The sequence below is a fragment of the Sporosarcina sp. NPDC096371 genome, from assembly GCF_044762865.1.
Lineage (GTDB): Bacteria > Bacillota > Bacilli > Bacillales_A > Planococcaceae > Sporosarcina.
This window is the reverse complement of the sequence record NZ_JBIWFE010000009.1, coordinates 113,109-138,741: the sequence shown is the minus strand read 5'-3', so window position 1 is coordinate 138,741 and position 25,633 is coordinate 113,109. Positions and strand designations below refer to the sequence as shown.

Sequence of the window (25,633 nt, the reverse complement as noted above, 5' to 3'; positions counted from 1 at the left end):
TTCACTTTCATCATTGGGATCTACTACTTTCTATACAACTTATGATTTTTCCATAATCTCCAGCGAAGGCGTCTACTGGGGTAGCCGAAGCAATGAGACTGACAGTGGTTTTCTGTCTGGCTCATTGCGGGAGGCATCCCCAAGAGCCGAGCGGTGTTGATGGAGTATCCTATTTAAATCTATATTGATAAAGATGAGTTTATTAGATAGATACCCAAATAGAAAATTTTGAAACAATTCATGTACCTAAGTAATAAAAAAAAAGCTTAACTCCTTTTGAGAGTCAGCTTTTATAGAAGCATCAACATAGATTCGAAAACCCTTTACACTACGGTTAAAGTTGCTTCAAACCTGTTTTTTTAACTTCCAGATTTCTGTCGCATAATCTTGAATTGTCCGGTCGCTGGAGAACTTTCCTGAATGAGCGACATTCGTAACACTCTTATGGAGCCAAGCCAATTTATCACGGTACGTCTGCTCCACCAACTCTTGGGTTTCAAGATAAGGCTCAAAATCTTTCAAGACAAAATAGGGATCATTTTGAGATAGAATATTGTAATAAATATCCTTAAACTCAATTTCATGCGATCCAAATTCACCGTGATTTAATTGATTCAAAATCCGGCTAACCCTGTCGTCCGTATTGTAAATATCTGTAGCATTATAACCGCCATGTTGATAGTAATTCAATACCTCATCCGCTTTCAAACCGAAAATGAAAATATTTTCACTGCCAACGGCCTCTTTAATTTCAACATTTGCACCATCTAGCGTACCAATGGTTAAAGCGCCGTTCATCATCATTTTCATGTTTCCGGTACCTGATGCCTCTTTACTCGCAGTCGATATCTGTTCACTAATATCGGCTGCCGGTATGATTTTTTCAGCAAGGCTGACATTATAATTTTCTAAAAAAACAACTTTCAACTTACCTTGAATACCCGCGTCATGATTGACAATCGAGGCCACCTTATTAATAAGCTTGATGACTTCTTTCGCTAAATGGTAGCTTGGTGCCGCCTTTGCCCCGAAAATAAACGTGCGGGGAATCATATTTAGATTTGGATTTTCTTTTAATTCATTGTATAAATAAATAATGTGGAAAATGTTAAGCAACTGACGCTTGTATTCATGAAGCCGTTTAATTTGTACATCAAAAATGGATTGATCATCCACTAAAATCCCCGTACGGTCATGAATGAGGTCAGCTAATATTCGCTTATTGTCATGCTTCACTTGATCAAACTTCTCTAAAAATGCAGCATCCTTCGAGTACTTTAATAAGCTGATTAGCTGTTTAGGGCGTTGTATCCACTGCGGACCAATGGACTCCGTGATAAGTCCCGACAATTTAGGATTTGCTTGTAACAGCCAACGGCGATGGGTGATCCCGTTCGTCTTATTATTAAAACGATCTGGGAACAATTCATAAAAATTCTTCATTTCCTTTTTCTTTAAAATATCCGTATGAATTTGCGCGACACCATTTACACTGAAGCTGCCTACTACTGCGAGCCGCGCCATGTGGATCTGCTCATCAGCGATAATGGCTAGCTCCGGAATTTTCTCTCTCAGGTCCTGATGATCAAACCAGAGTCCTTGACAAAATCTCTCGTTAATTTCATTAATAATCATATAAATACGTGGAAGCAAATGCTCCATCATTCCTTTTGGCCAAGTTTCAAGTGCTTCACTCAATGTTGTGTGATTCGTGTAAGCAATTACTTTTGTCGTAACTTCCCAGGCGGCGTCCCAACCGAAATGCTCTTCATCCATAAGTATTCTCATTAGTTCAGGGATTGCTAGCGTTGGGTGAGTATCATTCACTTGAATAACCACTTTTTCAGGTAAATACTTTAACGATTTTTGATGATTCTTTTTAAAGTCCTTAATGATACTTTGTATACTGGAAGAAACAAGAAAGTATTGTTGCTTTAAGCGCAACTCTTTTCCTTCATACTTCGAATCATCCGGATATAAATAACCGGAAATTTGCTCAATCGAATGCTTGTGATCAAGGTCATGGTAATAGTGCATCCCTTCTTCGGATGAATCATCCCGATCTAGTCCTACTGATTCTGCACTCCAAAGACGAAGTGTATTGATCACTTCATTTTTATAGCCAACAACAGGAATATCATAAGGGATTGCCATGACTTTATCTGTGTTCGTGTGTTTAAATTCGATATTTCCATCATTCCGCTGAAACATATGTACGTCTCCGTGAAAATGAATGCAAATAGCTTCGTCCTCTTTCCGCGTTTCCCAAGCGTACTGATCCTTTAACCAATAATCTGGAAGTTCAATCTGGTTACCATGGATAATTCGCTGTTCAAATAAACCATAGCGATATCTTATTCCGAAACCGTGTCCTGGATATTTAAGTGAGGCTAATGAATCAAGAAAGCAGGCCGCTAACCTACCCAAGCCGCCATTCCCTAAACCTGCATCATGCTCATGGGCATAAATGTGATCAGGGTCGAACCCTAACTGCTTTAGCGCCTCATTTGACTGTTCAAGCATGCCACAATTAAGCAGGTTACTTTCAAGTAAACTGCCAACTAAAAACTCCATCGATAAATAGTAAACTTGTTTACAGCTTTTCTCGTTATATTTTTTTTGAGTCGATTGCCAATGCGGTAAGATCTCTTCATTGACGATTGAAGCAATTACATAAAACATATCTTTACCAGTCGCATCCGCTACTTCTATTCCGTTTTCTGCTTGTAATTTGCTTATGATCCGTTTTTTGAACTCATCCACAGTTAGTTCAAGCAAAATTCTGCCCCCTATACATATATTGTCAATAACTGGTCATATATCGTCGCATAATCCCGCGCTGAATCCTGCCAGCTGAACTGACTTTTATTCACATTTTTACTCAACACTGACCACTGATGAGAATCGTGATAAATTCTTAGAGAATAGCGTAGGGTGGCCAATAAATCATCTGCATTGTAATTTGTAAAACTAAATCCATTTCCTTCACCCGTTATTTCGTTAAACGGTAGAACTGTATCTTTCAGTCCCCCTGTCTCCCGCACAATGGGTACCGTTTTGTACTGTAAGGCAATGAGTTGAGCTAATCCACAAGGTTCAAACTTTGATGGCATTACAAAGAAATCGGCACTTGCATATAATTGTCGCGCCACTCCTTCATCAAAAGCCAATAATGTCACAACTTTGTTTGCATGATAATTAGCCGCTTCCGCAAAATACGTTTCAAATTCTTCATCGCCAGTTCCTAAGATAATGAATTGAACATCCTCATGTAGAAAATCATCTAAAATATGTTGAACAAGATGCAGCCCTTTTTGTTCAACAAGACGAGTTATAATCACATAAAGGGGCTTTTCAGCGGCAATCGGCAATCCTAGTTTCTTTTGGAGTATCATTTTATTTTCCTTCTTTTTAGCTCTTGAAGAACGGTATTTAACTGCAATTGCCGGATCCGTTTGTGGATTATATTCTTTGGTATCAATACCATTCAGCACACCGCTTAAATCAGCAGACCGCTCCACAAGAAATGGATGTAGATCCTCACCATAATAAGGATCTTTTATTTCTTCTCCATAACTAGGACTAACGGTTGTGATTTTATCGGCATGAAACAAACCACTTTTTAAACAATTCAACATCCCATTCCATTCAAAACCACCGATATGCTCACGTGATAGATCAAAGAAATCCTCATAAATGTCAATTGGCATTAGCCCTTGGTACTTAATATTATGAATGGTCATGACCGTTTTCAAATCGGCAATTGGCTGAATAATTTTAGCAAGCGCAACCGCCATACCCGCTTGCCAATCATGTGCGTGGAGTACGTCTGGTTTAAAATCTAGATGCGTTAAGGCTTCAATAACAGCACGGCTAAAAAACAAAAACCTTTCACCGTCATCATAATACCCGTATACCCCTTTACGGGTGAAATAATACTCATTTGAGACAAAGTAATAGATGATATTGTTATATTCTAATGAATAAATACTTGCTTCCGAATTACGCCACCCTAGTGGTACGTTGAAACTCATTTGAAACTCCATTTGAGTTCGCCATTCTTCTGGTATTTCATCATACAGCGGAAGAATCACGCGCACCTCGATTCGTTCATTCTCTTTTAATGCTTGTGGAAGTGACCCAATCACATCTGCTAATCCACCGGTTTTAATAAATGGTGTACATTCCGAAGCTACAAATAATACGTTTCTCATATGAAATCTTTCCTTTCCACCCACGATTTCTTAATTTACATGACTTGTCTCTTGGCAACGACATAGGGTTTATCCTTCGATCCGATTAATTTTTGATTTGCGGTCACATGAACGTCTTTATCTAATATCACATTCTCCAAATAGACACCTGCTTCAATCGTACAACGTTGCATGATAATCGAGTTTTTTATCGTGGCGCCTTCTTCTACAGTTACACCTCGGAACAATACACTGCCCTCTACCTCGCCAGCAATGATACAACCATTTGCCAGAATTGATTTTTTGACACTCGCTTCATTTCGATATTTCGTAGGTGGCTGATTCCCAACTTTTGTTTTAATAAAGGGTTGTTTATAAAACAGTGCCTGATAATTTCCCTCGGATAATAGATTCATATTATGCCGATAAAAACTCTCGATTGAATTCATAAACACACCATACCCGTTGTTCTTAAACGTTTGAACCTTTAACTCAGCAAGATTTTCTTTAATTCCATTTACAAAGAAATGATCTTGGTGATGTGCGATACATTTATCAACTAGCGTCATTAATAAGTCTTTGTTTATGATATAAACACCTGTGAAAAGGTTTTTATTTTCCTTATCATTTGTGATCGTAGTAACCCGTCCATCTTCGTCTGCTTCTATACGAAAAGCAGAATCATGTTCTGTATTTAACGTCTCGACATGAGTAGAAATCAGCGTTACATCTGCTTTATTATCCAGATGACTTTTAAATGCCTCTTGATAATTGGTATTTGAGATAAATTGACTTCCGCTAATCAGCACATAGGAAGACTTTCCACGATCAAAGTAATCACGGTTATTGTGAAAAAAGCTCAAATCGCCTTTGGAAATATCAGATGGGTCGTTCCAGTCCGGTGGCAGAATAAACAAACCTCCATTCCGCTCGTCCATCTCCCAGCTATCACCTGTTTGAAGATGGTCCATTAAGGATCTATATTTATTGCGGGTGAAAATCGCTACTGACTCTACATCAGAATTCCTCATATTGGAAAGTGGGAAATCAATCAAACGATAACGACCCGCAAAAGGAATTGCGGCACCACTACGAAAATAAGTTAATTCATGAAAAAAGTGATGCTCGTGTTCCAGATTAATAAGACCCATCATTGTGTTCATCGATCTTTGCCCCCTTAAATTGTCTAGTTAAGTTGAAATAAAGATTCCCTTCAAATCCGCTACGGCGCTTGGGGGAGGAAGGATTGAACTGCATCCTTCCCTGATGCCTCCCGCGATAAGCCTAATAGAAAACCACTATTGGTGAGCGATTGAACTGCATCGCTCCTTTGTCTTATCGCTTCGGCTACCCCAGTAAGGCGCCTCCGTTGGAAATTAGGTGGGAATCACAAATTCAACATCGATAGTCCTAATAACTTAATGCTAAAATCCCCTTCAGTGTTTGTTGATTAATCACGCGCGGCTCTTCATCAAGACCGACGCTAATCTGTGTTCCTTCAGGAATTTTTGTGTTTTCCATTACAATCACGCGTTCTAAAATCGAGTTCTTCCCTACCTCCACGCCTGGGTACAAGATGGATTGTTTAATCATGCTATCTGGGTGAACCACTACATTTTCAAATAATACGGAACTGTCCACTGTTCCACATACCCAACACCCCGAATTGATCAATGAATGCTTCACAACTGCCGTTTCACCGATATACTCTGGTGGGATGTTCGTTTCGTTGGTGTATATTCTCCAGTTGGCATTGTTTAATAATTGACTCCAATCTTTATCGAGCAAGTCCATATTGGCTTCCCAATAGCTTTCGATTGTACCGACATCCTTCCAGTAACCTTCAAAACGATAAGCATACAAGCGAAGACGATCATTCAGCATCGCTGGAATAATATCCTTTCCGAAATCATGACTGGAGTGACTATTTTCTGCATCCTTCAATAAATAGGATCTTAACATTGCCCATGAAAATATATAAACACCCATCGATGCTAGGTTATTTTTTGGTTTTTCCGGTTTTTCATCAAACTCGTAGATTCGCATGTTCTCGGTCGTATTCAAGATTCCAAAGCGTGGCGCTTCTTCCCAAGCCACCGGGATTGCAGAAATGGTCACATCAGCGCCCGTTTTTTTATGATTATCCAGCATTTTTGAATAGTCCATTTGATAAATATGATCACCCGAAATGACGAGGACATATTCGGGGTCATGTCGGTCGATAAAATGAATGTTTTGATAGATTGCATCGGCGGTACCAGAATACCAGTCTCCTCCGTTTTTCGCTGTATAAGGGGAAAGTATCGTCACACCTGTATGTTGCCGATTCAAATTCCACGGTTTACCATTCCCAATATGCTTATTTAATTCGAGTGGTGAATATTGAGTCATTACGCCCAATGTCTGAATCCCCGAATTTGCACAGTTACTTAACGTGAAGTCAATAATTCGATACTTACCACCAAAGTGCACTGCTGGCTTCGCTAAGTTATTCGTTAATTCACCTAAACGTTTCCCTTCTCCGCCAGCCAACAGCATGCCTACACAATCTTTCATTAATTAGCCTCCTCGATACATTCCGTTATTTTTTTGCATTTAAAAATCGTCATAGCTAAAGGGGGTACCTTTATTTTTATATGCTGTGACAATGTGTGCCATTTTTTCGGGATACTAAAGTGGTCAGCATCGCTTACCTGTCCAGATCCCCCAAATTGAACAGCATCTGAATTAAAGACTTCTTGATAAGTCCCAGGAGTTGGCACGCCAATTTTATAGTCAAAACAAACATTCGGCGTAAAATTGCAGACAATAATAAGTTCATCTCCTGGGCTTGTACTACGTCTGCGGAAAGCAATCACACTTTGATCGATATTATGAGGATCAATCCACTCAAACCCTTCGGAGTCGTGGTCTAATTCATAAAGTTCTGGATATTCCAGATAGAAATGATTGAGCGCTTTTACATAGTTAAACATCGCTTGATGGAGAGGATAATCCAATAGATGCCAATCCAATTGTTCTTGATCCTTCCATTCAGCGTACTGTGCTAGCTCACCTCCCATAAATAATAACTTTTTACCGGGATGCGCCATCATATAACCATAGAGCAATCTAAGATTTGCAAACTGCTGCCATTGGTCACCAGGCATTTTATCGAGCAATGACTTTTTGCCATGAACAACTTCATCATGTGACAGGGGTAGTAGAAAATTTTCCTTATGCGCATACATAAATGAAAAAGTAAGTAAATTATGATGCCATTTGCGGTAAACTGGATCAGCTTCCATATAGGAAAGCATGTCGTTCATCCAGCCCATATTCCATTTGAAATTAAAACCAAGCCCTCCTGCATATGTAGGAGCCGTAACAAGTGGCAAATCTGAACTATCTTCAGCCATCATCATCGCGCCAGGATCATATGAAAAAATAACTTCATTTAATTTTCGAATAAAGGCATACGCTTCCAGATTTTCATCTCCACCGTATGAATTGTAGATTTTATCCTTATCTTCTGATTTATCGAAGTTAAGATAGAGCATACTCGCTACTGCATCAACACGAATCCCATCGATATGGTATTCTTCCAGCCAAAAAAGCGCATTAGAGATTAAAAAACTTTGTACTTCAGGTCGCCCAAAGTCGAAGGTTAATGTGCCCCACATTTTTTTTTCAGCTTTACGCGGATCGGCATATTCGTATAAGGGCTCCCCATCAAATTGACGCAGTGCAAAAGCATCCTTACAAAAGTGACCAGGAACCCAGTCCATAATGACACCGATGTCCTGTTGATGGCACTGGTCAACAAAGTATTTAAATTCATCACGTGGACCATAACGTGACGTGACAGCAAAATAGCCCGTTATTTGATACCCCCATGACAGATCAAATGGATGCTCCGCAAGTGGGAGTAATTCAATATGTGTATAGCCAAGCGACTTTACATAAGGAATCAATTGATCAGCAAGTTCACGATATGAATAAAATTCACCATCTTCTTTTGTTTTCCAAGAGCCTAGATGAACTTCATAAATCGATACGGGTGATGTATACACATCAAATGTCTTCTTTTCTTCTTGCCAATCAGTATCACTCCACTCAAATTCGGATAGAATCGGGGTTAAAGATGCCGTTTCAGGCCGAAGCTCAGATTGTAGAGCATATGGGTCTGCTTTCATTAGCACTTGACCATTCTTCGATACAATTTGATATTTATAAGGGATGTTTTCAGGAATGTCCGTATAAAAACCAATCCATAACCCTTCGTTCGTGATTCTCGTTAATGCGTGTAATTTGCCTTTCCAATGATTAAAGTCACCCACTACATGGATTTCTTTGGCATTAGGTGCCCACACGACAAATCGATAACCTTGCGTACCTTCCCATTCAATCAAATGGCAACCTAGTAATTGGTGGCTATGATAATTAGTACCTTGGTGAAACAAAAATATATCCTGTTCTGAAATATCGTAGTACACGTACTGACTCCTTTCTTGAGCCAATTATGATTATATTCATGAAAGTAAATGAATATGACTATTTCTTCTTTGGTATAGCTGGCTATAGAAAACACAACTTTCATATTCCTAAGCAGCACCATACGGATCGCAGAAACCGTATTTTGGTAAGGGTGCGCCAAATTCTATGTTAACAGATTATTGCGTAAAAAAATTTTAAATATTTCTACAAATTTCTTTTTATACCAATTTTATTGTCGATAAATGCTGAATGAACGACTTCCCTTCGACTCGATAGCCATAAAGTTCAATCGAATTGTTTAAAATTGAAATAGGATGACAATAACTTTATGTGAGAAAAAACTCATCATTTCGAGGTGGTATCCAGTTAAGTTTCCAAATATAGGGGTAGAACATATACTAGGATGAGATTAGTTTGAACGGAAATAGCGGGAGAGGTTTTGGGTATCGGCAATAGAGATTTGGGCGCTGGAGCCTATACGATTAGAAAAGGGGTTGGTTTTGTGGAAACTCATGTAGCTTGGATCGATGATGTTCACGTGTTAACCGTCATCGTGAACGAACTATCCATATTGCTGAACACGGAAGAACCACCCGTCATTTATTGGGAAGCACAAGAGAAGTACTTTTTGACAAAGGTGGAAAAAGTAATCGCCGATTCCACCGTAAGAATCATTTTTTTAGAAGAACTGCCAATCGGAGAAAATCTTGACCTCTTATGGGGCACAGCAAAGATCCCGATTTATCCTAGGGCCATCGTCCGAACGGATTGGTTTGATCAGCACTATGCCAATTTGAATACCACATTAGGGATTGACTACGATGACTCGGCCACAACATTTTCTATTTGGGCCCCGACGGCTACATCTGTACAGGTACAATTAGATAATCGTTGTTTCTCGTTAAATAGAGAAGATAATGGACTATGGAAAATAAAGATTGATGGAGACTGGCATGGTTTTACTTATGATTATCAGGTCATTGTCAATGGACAAACGAAACGTTTGAATGACCCCTACGCGAAAGCTATGCTTGCTAACAGTGAAAAAAGCGTGATTATAGACCCTGCTAAAACGGACCTGCCTAACTTTAACAAGCAGAACAGGCCAACACTTCAAAATTTACAAGATGCAATTATCTATGAGTTACATGTTAGAGACGCAACGAATCAAGTGGACAGCGGGGTCGTTAATCGAGGAAAATTTTTAGGTTTGACAGAAACCGCTACAACCACTAAAAATGGTTTTTCAACAGCGCTCACTTATATGAAAGAATTAGGTTGCACGCATGTTCAACTGTTACCCATTAATGATTTTGCACGCGTAGATGAGACTAGCCCGAACGTTTCTTATAATTGGGGATACGATCCATTATACTTTCAAGTTCCAGAAGGTAGTTATTCCATAACACCCAATGATCCCGTAGCAAGGATCAATGAATGTAAAAAAATGATTCAAGCTTTTCATCAAGAAGATATCGCGGTTATCCTTGATGTCGTTTATAATCATGTTTTTATCATGGAAGAATCACCATTTGAAAAACTTGTTCCTGGATATTACTTTAGATATCACAATGATGGCAGCCTTAGCAATGGAACTGGGGTAGGTAATGATTTTGCAACCGAGCGAGCAATGGCAAGAAAATTTATAGTAGATACAATTGATTGGTGGCTGAATGAATATCATGTGGACGGATTCCGGTTTGATTTGATGGGAGCCATCGATATCGAGACCATGAACAAAATTCATGAACGGTGCCAACAAGAAACAGTGCCGATCATGCTGTTAGGTGAAGGTTGGGATCTGCCAACCGCATTAGCTTCCGAAAAGAAAGCTACTTCGATGCACGCCAACCAATTAACAAATATCAAATTTTTCAACGACTACTTCCGTGATTCACTGAAAGGCCAGTTATTTAACCAACACGATACGGGTTATGTAAATGGTCAAGGTCGTTTCATCGAAAGGCTCCCCCACCTCATATCTGGAACTGCCTTAGAAGAATTCGGTGCACCATTTGTCGCCGAGGTGAACCAAACGATTAACTACGTCGAATGCCACGATAACCATACACTGTGGGATCGGCTCCTACTTAGTAATGACCAAGACAGCGAATTGACGCGAAAAAAAATGCACCAACTTGCTTCAGGTATCACGTTATTAAGCCAAGGGATTCCGTTTATCCATGCTGGCCAGGAATGGTTTAGAACGAAACAAGGCGATGAGAATAGCTATATTTCCGGTGATTGGATCAATCAGTTAGATTGGCGGAAAAGAGAAGTAGAAAACGACAATGTTGAATTTATCAAAACGCTCATTACCCTACGCAAAAAATATAATGTATTTCGCCTTACGTCTAAACAAGATATTAGAAGGAGATTATATATAGTTGACACACCCGCAACCGTTTTTGGCTTCACATTACTCGGAGATAACGAAGACTTTGCCATCTATATAAATCCAACAAACACATCTTATTCGTTGCGCTTACCTTCATCAGCTAAATGGCGAATTATGGCGAACAATAATTTTACAAAGAACACAGCCCAACAGGAAGTAATTGGTGAATTTACTTCTATCGATCCTTACGAGTTAGTGGTCTTTAAGAAATCACGGGAGATCAAATAAGGAAGGGTACCCAGATGCTTGGCTTTTGGGCACCCTTTTTGTGCTTTATTTTTTATAGTGATTTACATATGACAAGAGGTGGAAAACTTGTTGCGTAGCACGATTCATATTTAGAACTTCTAGATACAGAACAAACCATTGCTGATGTGATATTTAACGAACTTCAGCATTAGTTGCCAGGGAGGAGTTTCATGAAATGAAAAAAAGTTGCCTGGTACTGATACAATTCCGAATTGTGTCAGTACCAGGTAACTTATTTATTTTAGAGAAGATTTTGTGAGAATAGTATCATGAATAAAACCAACTATGCGAATGATTTCTTCGCATAGTTGATTTTATTTTTTTCGATGAAGTATCTACACTGAAGGTCAAGCTGACTAGTGTAATCGGTCTAATCGCACTTTACATAATAATTTTCCCTTTAACTGGATTTCAGGTGCTTCTGTGCATATAAACAATCCAAAAGTGCTTTCACAGCGACTTCGCCTGCATGGATCCATCGGTTTTTATCGATAATTTTCCCGTCTGTATCAATCGGTTGTTGGAATTGACTAAACCCTGTAGCATTTAACAATGAACTTTCATCACTATCTAGACCGACATGCACGACATGCTTAATCACGTAAGGTGTTCCAAACTTTATTAACGTGTCATATTGATCAAGTTCTCCGTCCATGACGAAAAAAGGTATTCGGATATAAATCGTTTCCCCCCCTTCGTTGCATAAAATATGGTCAAAGCATCCTTTATGATAATCCCAATTCCCCCCCAAGTGATAGCCGAGCCCTTGAATACAATTGCTGACCTCACCAAAAATAGCCATTTGTCCTTCAAGCTCTGATTGCAATTTCAACATAACTTTCCCTCCTTTTTATTTATTCCCTAGTTAGTATTCACCAAAGCAGAAGGAGAAATACTACCATTATTGATGGGACGTATAACAAACAGGAGTAGCACCTTTTCAGGTATTTTTTGCTTAAACAATCCTGAAATGGGTATTCTAAACCTAACATGAATAGGAGTGATTTACCCATGACCAATGTTCAAAATGGCTGTCCCCTTTCAGCTATTGAGGCAATTGATACAATTGAAAAAAGAGCAGGGTTGTTTCCCGCCTACCGTAGAGCACATGCAAAAGGAATTGGCTTTGATGCAACATTCTCTCCAAATGGCTGTGCTACCCCTTATACAACTGCTTTTCACTTATTACAACAAGATACTCCTGCAATCGTCCGGTTTTCACATAGCACATCCAATCCGAACCCTACAGAACAATTAGTTCCCGTAAAAGGAATGGCAGTTCAATTTCAATTACCCAAAGGCAAAGTCACCAATCTTACAATGGCCACCATACCTGTTTTTATTACGAAAACACCTGAGGAATTCATACAATTACTGCAACTAGGTACTAGTGATAAACATTCATTCTCCGAGAGACTTTCCACACTTAAGAAGAATTCTAATTTCCATGCAGCATTTACAATTTTAAAAAACATCATACCACCGAAAAGCTTTGGAACAGGACACTACTATAGCATTCATGCTTATTATTTGATCAATGATCAGAAACAACGCCATGCTGTAAAATTCGAGTGGGAGCCTATCGTTGAAAGCAAGACCCCAACCAAATACACAGCATTATCTACGAATCCAAATGCAATGGAGGATGAATTATTGACCCGTCTGGAGAATGGGCCTGTACGTTTCAATCTACTGATTCAACTGGCACAACCAGGAGATTCGATAGATGATTCCACACAAAAGTGGCCAGACACTCGAGAGAAGATTTGTATTGGCACGCTTACCCTACTAGAAAGACGAGCTGATAACGCTGAACCTCAAGTATTCGACCCAACCATCGTCACTGATGGCCTTCTTTGTTCCGATGACCCGGTCCTTCACTTTCGTGCAAAAGCCTATGCAGAATCAGCAAAACGAAGACAGTATTTTCCGTAAACAAAAAAGGTATCTAAGTACGTCTGGTAACTACTCAGTCTATATATTTGTTGATATAAAGAATCCTACTAACAAAGGCTCGGCACTTGGGGATGCCTCTCGCAATAAGCCGGACAGAAGACCACTGTCAGTCTTATTGCTTCGGCTACCCCAGTAAGGCGCCTTCGCTGAAGATTATATAGAATCATTAGTTCAAATCTGTTAGTTACACAGTCTAGGTTTCAAATCCTCTATCTTTTGGGTAAAGATATTAAAAGCCTACATTAGAAAGGAGGATTTTTCTATTCAACAGAAATGGTATCCAATCAATTAAAAAGCTGAATCCATAAGAGGAATCAGCTACTTGCCGTATTACTTTCAGTAGTTCGTTAAATTTCAAATGCGATAAAGCTTCCTTCGTCATCAAAATCTTTAACTTGAACAACTTTGTCGGAAAACTGTTCAACCGTATCGGTACTGCAACCGATTACAAGGGAAAGCACATTGAAGGATTTCTCTTTCTTCTTCTTATTGAACGCTTCAAGAAATGATTCCTTTACTCGATCTTCGCCATCTGTCACAAAAACAACATCAGCTTGTTTATAACGACTTTCATTTATGATGTTCACTGCTTCGTCAAGTGGAAGTGCAAAGTTCGTACCTCCACCTAAAAAGGTTCGAGCCAAACGAACCATATCAGAAGCTTTCATGTTCCCTTTTTTATATTGATAGATCTGTGTTCGAGTCGAGAATACGATTAAGCAAAAATCCCTTCGTTGCTTTCTTGCGATTGACATAAGGGCTAAAATAAAACCTTTGGATTGGGTATCCAATTTGTTCATACTGCCTGATTGGTCTAGACAAAATACGATTGGCCCCTTCTCTAATACCTCACGTCCTTTCTGTTTAAACTGCATAGCCTGGCCTTCCACTAAGCGACGAAGGAAATCTTTTTTCGATATAGGGTGCATGTATAAGGCAAATTCCATCGGGAGCAACCTCTCCATATCATTCCCTAACGTGACTCCCCTTCTTTCTACAGATTCACTATGTTTGGATTTCTGCTTTTTACGGGCTATTTGTTTGAAACGACCCGCCCAATCTGCTATTTCCTTCATCTTTTTGTCAGTAGATATTTTTTCAGCTAATGCTAGTTGGTCTCGTAAAGGTACTTTTTTCACATCTACATCACCTCGCCCCGTACTTGAACCACCTAGTAACGATTTTAGCCCCTCTTTCACCTGTTTTGTTTCTTGCATGGCTTGAGCCATCGCTTGTGAAAAGCTTTGACTGTTGTTTCGAAGCGTCTGTTTTAACTTTTCATTCAATTTAGCCGTCGCTTGCCTAAGAGTTTCTTCTAACGTTTGATTGTCTTTTTCTGCCCCTTCTTGCCACTTCTGCTCCTGAAGATGCCCCAACATTGCATGGATTTCCTGCATTAGTTTGTGAAGGTCCTCATCTTGCGCTTTTTGGTCAGCCATCCATTCGTTCGTCTTCTCTCCGAATTTCATTGTGCCAATCGCTGAGGAAACATCATCTAAACGAGTGAAGCTTCGAAAGTTTTCAAAAGATTCATCCGACATAATTCTTTCCATCAATAATTTATTAATAATAAGATCGTTGTCTACGACGACTGCCGTAATTTCAGGTTTCATCTTATATAAGGAAGCCCAAATATCAGCCAGCAAGGGTTCGAACGTTTGCAACACCCCTTTATCTCTTATCTTCTGAAGTCCCTTTGACATCTCAAAAATTTCTTTGAAACGTCTTTTATCAAATGCATCTGTATTCAATACGGACCGATTATCATTGTGGAATTTACTTCTCTCCACGAAGCACACCCGCTTTCACATTTTGAAATAGATGCCATAAGAGTCCCTCTCCATGATTTTCTTTTCATGTGGAGCATCAAAATCCATCGGTTCTATAATACTGTCAATAATTTCTTGAAGCATCGAATTCACTTTATAAAGTAAAGCGTCAATATCTGCATCTCGACTTTGGTTGTGTATTTTAAGCTGATTCAAATCAGCCACTAACGCTTTCATTTTTTGAGAAGCTTCCATTGCAGCATCTGTCGAGTGATCCCTTAGAATGGAATTGAACACTTCCTTTGCCTCAATTTGCATGGAATCGAGGGTCCGAGTCACAACATCTTGTGCATGGCTACGAATAATGAAAGACGCTGCATCTTTTTGATCCACGTTTTCCCAAAGGGCATTTTCAAGGAAGACAATATCATCTACCTTTACGACTTGCCTTTGGTCTATCAACGCTTTCGCTTGTAGAACGCTTAAAGACTGCTTGAACCGCCGATCTGACGGGCGAATTCCTTCATCCCGCAACTCGTTACGAATCTTCGAAAGGGTCTCATATACTTCATCAGGAATGGCTACCATGTCCATGGAAAACTGAAGTTGCACCAATTCATCCATCGTCATAGATGGCATTTGCGCATATTGCCCAGCACCTTTCATCATCGAAACAAAATTCGTTTCATCTGCAATATAGTCCATTTCAAATCGCAAAAGGAAACGGTCAAATAGAGCTTCAAGCCCTTCCCCTTCCTCGGGATATTCATTGGAGGCACCTATGACAGATATTAAGGGAACCCGAACAGGTGACCCGCTATTATAGAAGTGCCTTTCATTAATGAGGGTTAGTAAGCTGTTTAAAATGGCACTGTTCGCTTTAAAGATTTCATCAAGAAATACCAAGTTTGCCTCTGGCATTTTTGAAGCCGTATTCCGCTTGTACACACCTAGTTCTAGATCTTTAAGCGATAATGGACCGAATAGCTCTTCAGGTGTACTGAACCTTGTTAGCAGCCATTGAAAGTATTGTGTGCCTTGTACAATATTTGCAAGTTCAACTGATAATGCGGATTTCGCAGTACCAGCCGGACCAATCATAAGCATGTGTTGACGAGATAATATCGCTATCAAGATTGCTTCCACCACGTTTTCACGCTCAAAGAACTTGGCATTCAGCGCATTTTTAATTTCCTTTAGTTTCGAAAAGTTGTTTGGCATTTCAACTTCATCCTTTCATCTGTCCGTTTTTGTCGTAAGGATGACCGCATTCCAATTGACAACTGGAATATTAACCCCTTCTCTTGTATTGAAATGATCATGTGAATTTATTTAGCTTTCCCAATCCGGACGTGTCTAAATCTGAAACAACAAAGATTTCAAGTTCAAACACTAATCAGGAAGGCACAAGGACTGTAGCATTTTATTGGCCATGCACTTATACTCATAACATTTAGGTGCAACTGAGCAATCCTTGGCGGAAGTATCATGATCTAAGTGGTATTTTTATTGATGGCGTTTTCAGAGATGTTGTTTTGTGTATTAAAGAGGTGATTCGTTTTAATACAGTGTGGGTAGCCTATTACTCAATAGTGCCGGATAAGGTTGCGAAATCCAAATACTGTCTTAATTGGTTTTAAATTAAAACAAGAGCAATCTACAAGTCATAAAGACTTATGGATTGCTCTTGTATTAATTTCCTTTACGATTCATAGTCCCAGGTAAGTACCGCGGACTTACTTAAGGCCAATCATAACCGCTACAATCAACGCGATTGTCGTAATCGTTAGCCACCCAACAATAAGTTTCCAAACAAATTTTACCCAACGCTCGTATGGGATACCTGCGATTGCTAGATAGCCCATTAATGCCGCGGAGGTAGGAATAATCGAATTGGTCACACCATCTCCGTATTGGAACGCTAACACAGCAACCTGTCGTTCAATGCCTAATAAGTCTGCTAAAGGAACCATAATCGGCATCGTTGTCGCTGCTTGACCACTACCAGAAGGGATGAATAGATTAGTAACTACTTGTACGAAGAACATTCCTACCGCGTTCAATGTACTAGGCAATGAACCAATTAACGCCGCCAAACTATTAATCATTGTATCAATAATTAATCCGTTTTCCAGAACGACTAAAATTGCACGTGCAAAACCAACAATAAGCGCACCAAAAGCAACTAGTTTCATGCCTTCCACAAAAGCATCAAACATATTATTAATTCTCAATCCACCAATGATTCCGGCAGCAAAACCAACAATGACGAATGATGCTGTTAGTTCAGTCAAATACCAGCCCCAGTTAAACACTCCGTACATATTAATGCTTAACCCACCAGCAATAATTAGCAAAACGAGTGCATGACGAATGGTAAAGTCCGGCAATATATTCTGCCCTTTTAACTCTCTTTGCTGTTTGTTTTTCAATTCTAAATCATAAACAATACTTTTTGTCGGATCATTTTTCACTTTAGCTGCATAACGCATAACATAAAAAATCGCAAACGAAAGAATAAATATGTATACACTAAAACGGAATGCAATACCACTAAACAACTGTAGCTCCGCCATTGACTGTGCAACACCTACAGTGAACGGATTCATCATCCCTCCTATAAATCCACTAGCCGCTCCTAAACTAATCATCGCTGTTCCAGTAATCGCATCGTAGCCAATAGCTCTGGCAATCGCAATTCCAATTGGCACGAAAATAATACTTTCTTCTGCCATTCCAGTCGTTGCCCCTGCAATCGAAAAGACGAACATCGTAATAGGAATTAACAGTTTTTCACGTCGCTCTAATTTACGAACAACCTTATTGATTCCAGCCTCAATCGTACCCGTTTCACGAATGATGCCAAATGCCCCTCCTACTAAAAATATGTAAAATATGATGGTTGACCCTTTAGACATTCCCTCTGGAATCGCTTTAAACATTTCAAAAAAACTAACCGGATTAGATTCAATCTCCTCATAGCTACCAGCAACCACAAGCGTTTTCCCATCCACCTCAACTCTATCGAATTGGCCAGCCGGTACAAAATACGAAGCGACTGTAGCTAAAATAATGATAATAAAAATTATTGCATATGTATGCGGTATCCTATTCTTTCTCTTTTCGTTTACTTGTTGCTCCCCCACTCGTACACCCTCATTCCGTCGTTAAATAGTCGTTAATTTGTAATAGAATTTAATTCTATCAAAAAAACGGTATAAGTCAATTCGGAATTTACTATACAGTCAAAACAATACTTTCAGCTATATAGAACGAAAATGCTGGAAACTTGGACATAATTGCGTGAGGACAATGCATGCTAATTACCATAGATTAATACTTATCAGCTTTTCTAATATCGGAATTGTTTAGAATGCTGGTACTTTAATTAATGTTTAAGTCGTTTGCGGGGTTAGAGCTAGCGGAATATTGTAGGAAAAGACTGTATCTGAACAGATCAAGGTTTGACATATGATTTGGACTTCTGCAAATGAACACAGACGAAACAGTTGAATGGCAACCAAAAGAACAACAACAACAACAACAACAACGCGCAAAGGGACTTTCAGAAAGTCAGTGAAAACCGACCTCTGGAAAGCCCTAGTGTTAAATTTTATAGTTCCTTATAGCAACATCCGCAAAAATTGTTCAAAATTTACGCCTGCCTCACTTGGAATTTGTTGTTTAGACGTAGCTTCAATTGCAGCAGCTAAGAACGTCTCCGCAAGCTTCATTGACTCTACTGAATCTTGCCCGCGCATATGACCACCCATGATGACAGATGCAAACAAATCACCCGTTCCGGAATAGTTCTCGCCATTGTAGTCAAGGAGACTATGTAATGAACGATTTGCATCCAAATACATATTGCCTACATAGCGCTTGTTTGGAACAGCTGGCGGCGGATTCACCCCGGTAATAATAACTTTCGCTCCAGTTGCATGCTGTAGCTGGTAACCGGCCTCTTCTAGCGCGTGAATATAATCCGAGACGCTTTGAAAGCTCACTAACTTCTCATACGACAAACCTGTAAGCAAGCAGCACTCTGTCACATTTGGCGTAATAATATCTGCACACTTCACGAGTTCTTTCATACGATCAAGCAACCCACTTGTAAATATTTTATACCCTTCACCACTATCGCCCATTACCGGGTCGACAAGCAGCGTCGTTTCTCTTGAGTGAAACACGTTTAAAAACTGAAATAAGTTATCGATTTGCTCTCTTCCAGTCACGAAACCTGTATGAATGCCATCAAAGCTTGCACCGAGCTTGCTCCATTCATCAACAAAACAGTCCATTTTTGACGTTAAATCTTCACAATAAAAGCTCGGATAATCTGTTTGCGCCGTTAAAATCGCAGTTGGCAATGGTACTGCCTGAACACCCATTACAGACAACACAGGAATCGCAGCCGTTAACGAGCACTTCCCAAAAGACGACATATCTTGAATGACAGCAACTTTTTTCATTGTTATCTACCCCTAGCTCTTTGGCACTTATTCTTTCTTCATCGTAACACAAGTAGACAAAGGCAAAAATACACCTTCTAAAATTGAAAGGTGTATTTTCAATGAAACACAATCTGACCTTGAAAACTTCCTCGAAAGTGACACTTTTACAATGGTCAGCACTTTGGTAAAGTTAATTTAATCAAAAAATTCAACTTTAGTGAGGGATAGAAATGCAAAATATACAAAATCATTCCTATACCAGTACACGGACCAAAACATTTGATTTAGTCTTAACAGCGATTTTAGCAACCCTTGTTTTAGTTTCAACATTGTTTATTAATATTAAGCTTCCGATTGGACAAGGCGGTTTGATCCATTTAGGGACATCCATGCTTTTCATATCGGCGATTTTATTCGGTCCTAAAAAAGGAGCACTTGCCGGAGCCATCGGGATGGGCTTATTCGATATCCTAGGTGGTTGGTTAATTTGGGCGCCAATTACAATCGTCGCCCGCGCATTACAAGGTTTCATCGTTGGAAAAATCGCTTGGTCGATGGGACATCGAGGCGACAACATTAGATTTAACATTTTAGCGGCAATTGTGTCTATGCCTGTGATGATGGCGGTCTATTATGTCGGCCAAGGATTCATGTACAATAACTGGGTCGCGCCATTGGCGTCCATGCCAGGGGATTTCATTCAAAATGTAGTCGGTTTACTCATCGCGATTCCTGTCTGTATCGTGCTGAAAAAAACACCTTACTTTCGAAAGAATTTTTAACTTAATAAAAAAGAGCTGTCCAGAAGTAAAAAAATAACTTAAGGACAGCTCTTTTCATTTAATAAATACAAGTCATTATACTTAAAACTTCTTATATGATGTCAACCTTTGTATAGGAAGCAAACTCTCCAGATACTCTTCACTCACCTATTAATGGCTACGCAAAAACGCCACAAGGTCTTGATGATTCTCTGGCGTGACACCATGTCCGTCATTATATGTCTTAAAGGTTACATGTGCACCTAGAGATTCGAAGTACTCCTTACTTTCCTCGCCCCAATGCGGCGGAATAATATAATCATACGCCCCATGGGATATAAAGACGTTCAAATGATCGACTGCGCGCTTTTCATAATCCACCTTCACAAAATCCGGTACATAGCCACTTAACGCTACAACGCCACGTATCACGCCGCCCATCGTTAACGCTAAAGATTGAGCAAGGACTGCTCCCTGACTAAATCCAAGCACATAAATCTGGTCCTCATCCAGTCCAAATTCCACAATCGCCTCTTGAATAAAGGATTGAATATAGCGTAGCACTTCATCGAATTCAGCGCGAATAGGCTTCCCTTCCTCTTCATTCGTAAAAAAAGCATAGCCCGGATCAAACACAATCGGACCACGCAGACTGAAAATATGGTGGCTACCTTTGAAGTCTTGGACAAGCTGCGGCAAATCTTCCTCGTTACTTCCCATCCCATGCAATAAAAAAATAGCTGATTGCTTGTCAGTCGTAGTTTCAGGTACTGTATGTATACATGTAAATGGTGATTTCATCCCAAACGCTTCCTTTCATAATTAACGTATATCTATCTTAGCATAATCATGAGGGATGAGCATTTGCCATAAGGTCAGCTTTCATGAACGCTTTTTCAACGAAATTTCACCACAAAAAAGTAGACCGCCCGATGCCTATCCATCAAGCGGTCTACTTTTATTGGACCTCTATTCGGAAAGTTCCTTCACTGTAGGTTTTCCTGCCTCCTGCAACACTTTACTCCGACCTAAGAAAACGCCGGCGATCAAAATGAGGATCCCTGTTCCTACTAGTAACCATTCAATTTTCACAACATCCGAAATCGGACCGAAAATGAGCATCCCAATCGGCATCATGGAAGTGGAAATCATTCCGAACACACCGAAGACCCGCCCTAGATAATTACCATCCACTTTCTCCTGGACTAAAACCATCGTCGGTGTATTGAAAATCGGCATCGCAACACCAAACACACCCATTAAAATTAAATAGATCCAAAAAATTGGGACAAGCCCAAGTGCAAATGTGCAAACTCCCATCAAAATACTCGCAAAGGTCATCGTATACACTCTATTGGAAAAACCGCCCCAAGCGGCAATGATGCCTCCACCTGCCATCATTCCGATTGAAAAAGCGATTTCGATTGCGGTCAGGCGCCACACATCATCACCAAAGCTGCGCGCCACTTGCAAAGGCGTCAAAAATGCAACAGGGGCCATCAGCACAAATAAAAAGGCGAAAAAGAGAAAGAACTTTTTCAGAAACGCATGCTGATTAATATAAGACAAGCCTTCCTTAAAATCACTCATATAACTCGTTGTCTGTTTTTCAGCTGCTTTCTCATGCACAGCGATTTTCAAAAATACGACTAACGTGAAAATCGCGATCGCGGCAGTGATGACATCAATGAAGAAAATGATTTCAAGGGAAACCATCGTCAATAATGCCGCACTGACCATCGGAGCCACGAACATGATAATCGCTTGAAGACTACCATTGGTTCCATTCACTTTCGTCAACTGATCCTCTGGAACAATTTGCGGCAAGATCGCTCCGACACTCGGAGTCTGGATGCCAGCCCCAACAGCACGGACCGCCGCCATAACAAATAATAACCAAATGGAGTCATACCCCATTAAAAACAAGATTGCGAGGATTAACGTCGATAGCGCAATAAGCCCATCCGACACGATAATCAGGATCTTCCGGTTATAACGGTCCGCCCAGACTCCCGCAACCGGTGATAATAAGAAAGTCGGGATAAACCCACAAATGATGTACAATGTCATCATCATCCCAGACTGTGTAGTCAACGTAATATGCCACATAATAGCATATTGGACTAAAGAAGAGCCAAAAAGGGAAATGGTTTGGCTACTTAAAAAGATAATAATATTTCTCTTCCAGTTTTCATATCCAGAATTCATCTACTTCACGACCTTTTTCAAATTAATGGGTGCTAGTTCAAAACGGTAAGGTCCTATCCTACTGGAAATGTTTGTGATTCATTTATGTTTTTAGGCAGCAAAAAAGAGGGCAGACTCGTCACCCTCTTTCTAAATGATAAATCAAGTTTTCCTCAAATAGACAGACCAATCCCATTTACCCTGCACAGGAGCAGAGCTTTTGAATGTATTCAATTAACGTTTCAAAACTTGGATTCTAAGTCTCATTGACGCTGTCACAAGGAAAACCTCCGTTTCACTTTAATTAATGCTAATTTTACCATATGTGTTTTTGGCATTACAACTGCTAAAGTGAATGAATGATTGTTTTAAGGTGCCTGGTTCTAAAGCAATTCCAAAATGAGATCGGGTACATGAACCTCCCCCACTTAATACGAGTCATTTTTGTATAGTTCAACGTGCAAGTCCCGTGAGTACCCTTCACCTTTTTTTGTGTTACCATATAGAGTACGAAAAATCTTAACAGAAAAGGTGACAACCCCTTGAAATCATTGTGGAATCTATATAAAAAAATACCGTTTGTTGTGAAAATAACTACCGGTTTTATCCTTGGTGCAATTGTTGGCATCGTCTTTGGGACGGATGTTGGATTTCTTAGTCCACTAGGCACCTTGCTGTTGAATCTATTTAGCTTGGTTGGTATTCCCGTCATTTTCCTCACAGTCGTCTTAGCCGTGAATCAAATGAATGTTACACAGCTGGGGCGGATTGGCGGCAAACTGATCCTCTATTATGCGGCCACTACAGCGGCTGCCGTTCTGATCGGTCTTTCACTTGCACTTTGGTTTGCTCCAGGTATCAACATGACCTTGCCCAATGTGACGGTTGACAAACCAACTACGCCTCACTTTTCCGATGTCTTACTACAAATTGTGCCCAAGAATATTTTTGCCGCCTTCACTGCAGGCGACTTGATGGCCATCTTATTTGTAGCTGTCATTATCGGCATGGCCATTTCCATGATGAAATTCTCCTCGGATAAACAGACGATGGAATATGGAGCTATGTTGGACAAGATGTTTACTGCACTCAATATCATGTTCTACAAAATTTTGAGTGGTGTATTGTTATACGCACCCATCGGTATCTTCGCTATCAGCGCCACTACATTCGGCAGTCAAGGCGTAGAAACCTTTAAAGCACTGCTGACATTTACTGCGGTTTTCTATTTAGGACTCATCATTCTGTGGGTATTCGTCTATGCCGGATTTTTAAAATTCTCTGGTACGCCCGTTCTCAATTTCTTCAAACAAACAAAAGATGCGTATTCGACTGCTTTCTTTACTTCCAGCAGTATCGCCTCGCTTCCCATTGCAATTGAAGCGGCAAAGAAAGCCGGTGTTTCAGACAAGACGGCAAAATTCGCTCTTCCTTTGGGTGCCGTGTTCAACTCTGACGGGGGCGCACTTCGAATGGGTGTGTCGATTGTCTTTGCTGCCAACATTACAAATCTAAACCTGTCTGTTTCAGATTTTGTCATGATCATTGTAATTGGTACACTCTTATCTATAGGAACATCAGGTGTTCCAGCTGCCGGCTTGGTAACCTTATCAGCCGTACTGACGATGTTTGGATTACCTCTTGAAATTGTTGCATTAATTGCAGGAGTGGATGCCATTATCGGCATGGGGGGAACTGCCTCCAATGTTGTCGGGGATATTGTCGGTGCCGTAGTAGTAGATCGTACAGAAGAAAAGAAACCTGCCTAGAGCATACATTAATAGAGAACGTAAGCGCAATCAAATAACGCATATCCAAACGCGGCATCTCCTTGGTACGATCAATGTATCAATTTTAGGAGGTGCTGTTTCATTCATGTCTCAAAAAAATTAAGGATTGTCCCGGTCACACTCCAACCTGATAGCAAAGATGGATTCACACATGCCCCTCGATTACCTCCGGTATGTGCACAATCAAAACCGGTACCACTGAAATCTTCTTCAGTGATGACTATAAACAACAAACTAGTTCGCGATCGCATTCCAGAGATCATCGAAAAGTCCCACAAAAAATTCACGTCTCGCCTATTAACTGATGTTGATAAAAAACAAAAAGCACTGAACTTTTGAGGTTCGGTGCTTTGAATGTTATATACTATTTATCAAAAAACGAGAAAACTCCGGACACTTTATTATTTCAAATCCGAAAATTCTTGCTCACTTCCATCCGTTTCCAGAAGAAATATTAAGCAGGTATAAGTAAGGGAGCCATTCTGGACTAAGATTTGGCATCCCTATTATATATAAGGGCCTTTTAATTGAGAATAGTTATCACTTGTTGTATATTAGATTAATAACAGATAAATATAAATGAGTAAGGAGAATATATAATGCAAATATACTGGACTAAAATAAATAAGATTATTGAAGAAACGCCGGAGGTTAAAACGTACCTGCTTGAATGTCCAAAAGACTTTACATGGGAAGAAGGTTCCCACACCCACTTCGCACTGGAAGGTTTTAATGTCGGAGATAAACCAAACCGTGGCCTGATTCGTCACATGTCAATCTCCACTTTACCGCACGAAAATTCAATTGGTATCACAACACGCATCAGAGAGCAGTGCTCTGAATTTAAAGCGATTTTAAGAAATCTTGAGATTGGCAATGAAGTTGCAATATTTAAAACTCATTCGAATATACCACTTAAAAGAGAAGGCAAAAATGTTTACCTGCTGTCATCAGGTGTCGGCCTGGCAACTTTCAGACCGCTTGTACTCGATTATTTCGAACGTGCTGACAACGTCAGTCAAATTCATTCCCTGAACATCGACTCTTCAAAAGATTTCTTATTCACTAATATTTTCGAATCCGCACCTGACAAGAAGTTCACATCACAGTTCGTCGATAATCGTAAAGACTATTATGAAGAAGTGAAGAATCTTGCTACAGACAAGGATGGACTCTTCTATGTTGTCGGCAGCGATGAGTTCCTCGTGCAGAACATTAAAGTACTGCGTGAGCAGGGCATCAAGCCGGAACAGTTTATGCTCGACAAGCGTGAACGGACACTGCCTGAGTTTTTATCATTTGATTTGTCAATTTAAGCGAGACAATATTTTTTCTTGGTAAATACTAAATAGATGTTCCATTACCGGTGCGATTATTTAAGTTTAAGATCATAAGCCTAA

The 25,633-nt window shown here is 39.9% G+C and carries 17 protein-coding genes; 5 read left to right on the top strand and 12 right to left on the bottom strand.

Annotation, left to right across the window (positions count from 1 at the left end):
- Positions 1–345: 345 nt before the first annotated feature.
- From ACIQ0H_RS19100 to glgB, 5 genes are all read right to left on the bottom strand, one after another.
- Entirely contained in the window at positions 346–2,778 is a 2,433-nt protein-coding gene (locus tag ACIQ0H_RS19100) for a glycogen/starch/alpha-glucan phosphorylase (RefSeq protein ID WP_403418333.1), read from the bottom strand.
- Positions 2,779–2,789: 11 nt separating this feature from the next.
- Positions 2,790–4,214, bottom strand: coding sequence for a glycogen synthase GlgA (gene glgA / locus ACIQ0H_RS19095; protein ID WP_403418330.1), 1,425 nt, complete (start codon positions 4,212–4,214; stop codon positions 2,790–2,792).
- 35 nt (positions 4,215–4,249) lie between these two features.
- Positions 4,250–5,356 (bottom strand): glucose-1-phosphate adenylyltransferase subunit GlgD, encoded by a 1,107-nt coding sequence (gene glgD, locus ACIQ0H_RS19090; RefSeq protein ID WP_403418328.1) that lies wholly within the window; start codon positions 5,354–5,356, stop codon positions 4,250–4,252.
- A 247-nt stretch (positions 5,357–5,603) separates the two neighbouring features.
- Entirely contained in the window at positions 5,604–6,749 is a 1,146-nt protein-coding gene (locus ACIQ0H_RS19085; protein WP_403418325.1) for a glucose-1-phosphate adenylyltransferase, read from the bottom strand.
- Entirely contained in the window at positions 6,749–8,668 is a 1,920-nt protein-coding gene (glgB, locus tag ACIQ0H_RS19080; protein ID WP_403418322.1) for a 1,4-alpha-glucan branching protein GlgB, read from the bottom strand. Before glgB ends, ACIQ0H_RS19085 begins: the two co-directional genes overlap by 1 nt.
- A gap of 503 nt (positions 8,669–9,171) precedes the next feature.
- On the opposite strand from glgB, the gene pulA reads away from it, so the two are divergent.
- On the top strand, positions 9,172–11,295 hold the full coding sequence (pulA, locus tag ACIQ0H_RS19075; protein WP_403418320.1) for a type I pullulanase: 2,124 nt from the start codon (positions 9,172–9,174) through the stop codon (positions 11,293–11,295).
- Positions 11,296–11,716: 421 nt separating this feature from the next.
- Here the strand turns inward: pulA and ACIQ0H_RS19070 are convergent, their stop codons facing one another.
- Complete coding sequence (locus ACIQ0H_RS19070; protein WP_403418318.1) at positions 11,717–12,151, bottom strand: YugN family protein; 435 nt, start codon at positions 12,149–12,151, stop codon at positions 11,717–11,719.
- Positions 12,152–12,327: 176 nt separating this feature from the next.
- On the opposite strand from ACIQ0H_RS19070, the gene ACIQ0H_RS19065 reads away from it, so the two are divergent.
- Entirely contained in the window at positions 12,328–13,251 is a 924-nt protein-coding gene (locus tag ACIQ0H_RS19065; RefSeq protein WP_403418316.1) for a catalase family peroxidase, read from the top strand.
- A gap of 368 nt (positions 13,252–13,619) precedes the next feature.
- Here ACIQ0H_RS19065 and ACIQ0H_RS19060 read toward each other — a convergent pair whose 3' ends face one another.
- From ACIQ0H_RS19060 to ACIQ0H_RS19045, 4 genes are all read right to left on the bottom strand, one after another.
- On the bottom strand, positions 13,620–15,062 hold the full coding sequence (locus ACIQ0H_RS19060) for a vWA domain-containing protein (protein ID WP_403418313.1): 1,443 nt from the start codon (positions 15,060–15,062) through the stop codon (positions 13,620–13,622).
- A gap of 15 nt (positions 15,063–15,077) precedes the next feature.
- Positions 15,078–16,262, bottom strand: coding sequence for an AAA family ATPase (locus ACIQ0H_RS19055; RefSeq protein WP_403418310.1), 1,185 nt, complete (start codon positions 16,260–16,262; stop codon positions 15,078–15,080).
- Positions 16,263–16,777: 515 nt separating this feature from the next.
- Positions 16,778–18,187, bottom strand: coding sequence for a YfcC family protein (locus ACIQ0H_RS19050; protein WP_403418308.1), 1,410 nt, complete (start codon positions 18,185–18,187; stop codon positions 16,778–16,780).
- A gap of 477 nt (positions 18,188–18,664) precedes the next feature.
- The gene (locus tag ACIQ0H_RS19045) at positions 18,665–19,513 is read right to left on the bottom strand and encodes a pyridoxamine kinase (RefSeq protein WP_403418305.1); all 849 of its coding nucleotides are present in this window, start codon (positions 19,511–19,513) and stop codon (positions 18,665–18,667) included.
- Between the two features lie 212 nt (positions 19,514–19,725).
- Here ACIQ0H_RS19045 and ACIQ0H_RS19040 point away from each other — a divergent pair, with 212 nt between their 5' ends.
- The gene (locus tag ACIQ0H_RS19040; protein ID WP_403418302.1) at positions 19,726–20,277 is read left to right on the top strand and encodes an ECF transporter S component; all 552 of its coding nucleotides are present in this window, start codon (positions 19,726–19,728) and stop codon (positions 20,275–20,277) included.
- A gap of 150 nt (positions 20,278–20,427) precedes the next feature.
- On the opposite strand, the gene ACIQ0H_RS19035 is transcribed toward ACIQ0H_RS19040, so the two are convergent.
- Positions 20,428–21,057 (bottom strand): alpha/beta hydrolase, encoded by a 630-nt coding sequence (locus tag ACIQ0H_RS19035; protein WP_403418299.1) that lies wholly within the window; start codon positions 21,055–21,057, stop codon positions 20,428–20,430.
- Positions 21,058–21,225: 168 nt separating this feature from the next.
- The gene (locus tag ACIQ0H_RS19030; RefSeq protein ID WP_403418296.1) at positions 21,226–22,464 is read right to left on the bottom strand and encodes an MFS transporter; all 1,239 of its coding nucleotides are present in this window, start codon (positions 22,462–22,464) and stop codon (positions 21,226–21,228) included.
- Positions 22,465–22,985: 521 nt separating this feature from the next.
- Here ACIQ0H_RS19030 and ACIQ0H_RS19025 point away from each other — a divergent pair.
- Positions 22,986–24,212 (top strand): dicarboxylate/amino acid:cation symporter, encoded by a 1,227-nt coding sequence (locus tag ACIQ0H_RS19025; RefSeq protein WP_403418293.1) that lies wholly within the window; start codon positions 22,986–22,988, stop codon positions 24,210–24,212.
- Positions 24,213–24,832: 620 nt separating this feature from the next.
- A complete protein-coding gene (locus ACIQ0H_RS19020; RefSeq protein ID WP_403418291.1) occupies positions 24,833–25,549 on the top strand; it encodes a dihydropteridine reductase in 717 nt (238 codons plus the stop codon).
- Positions 25,550–25,633 lie beyond the last annotated feature (84 nt).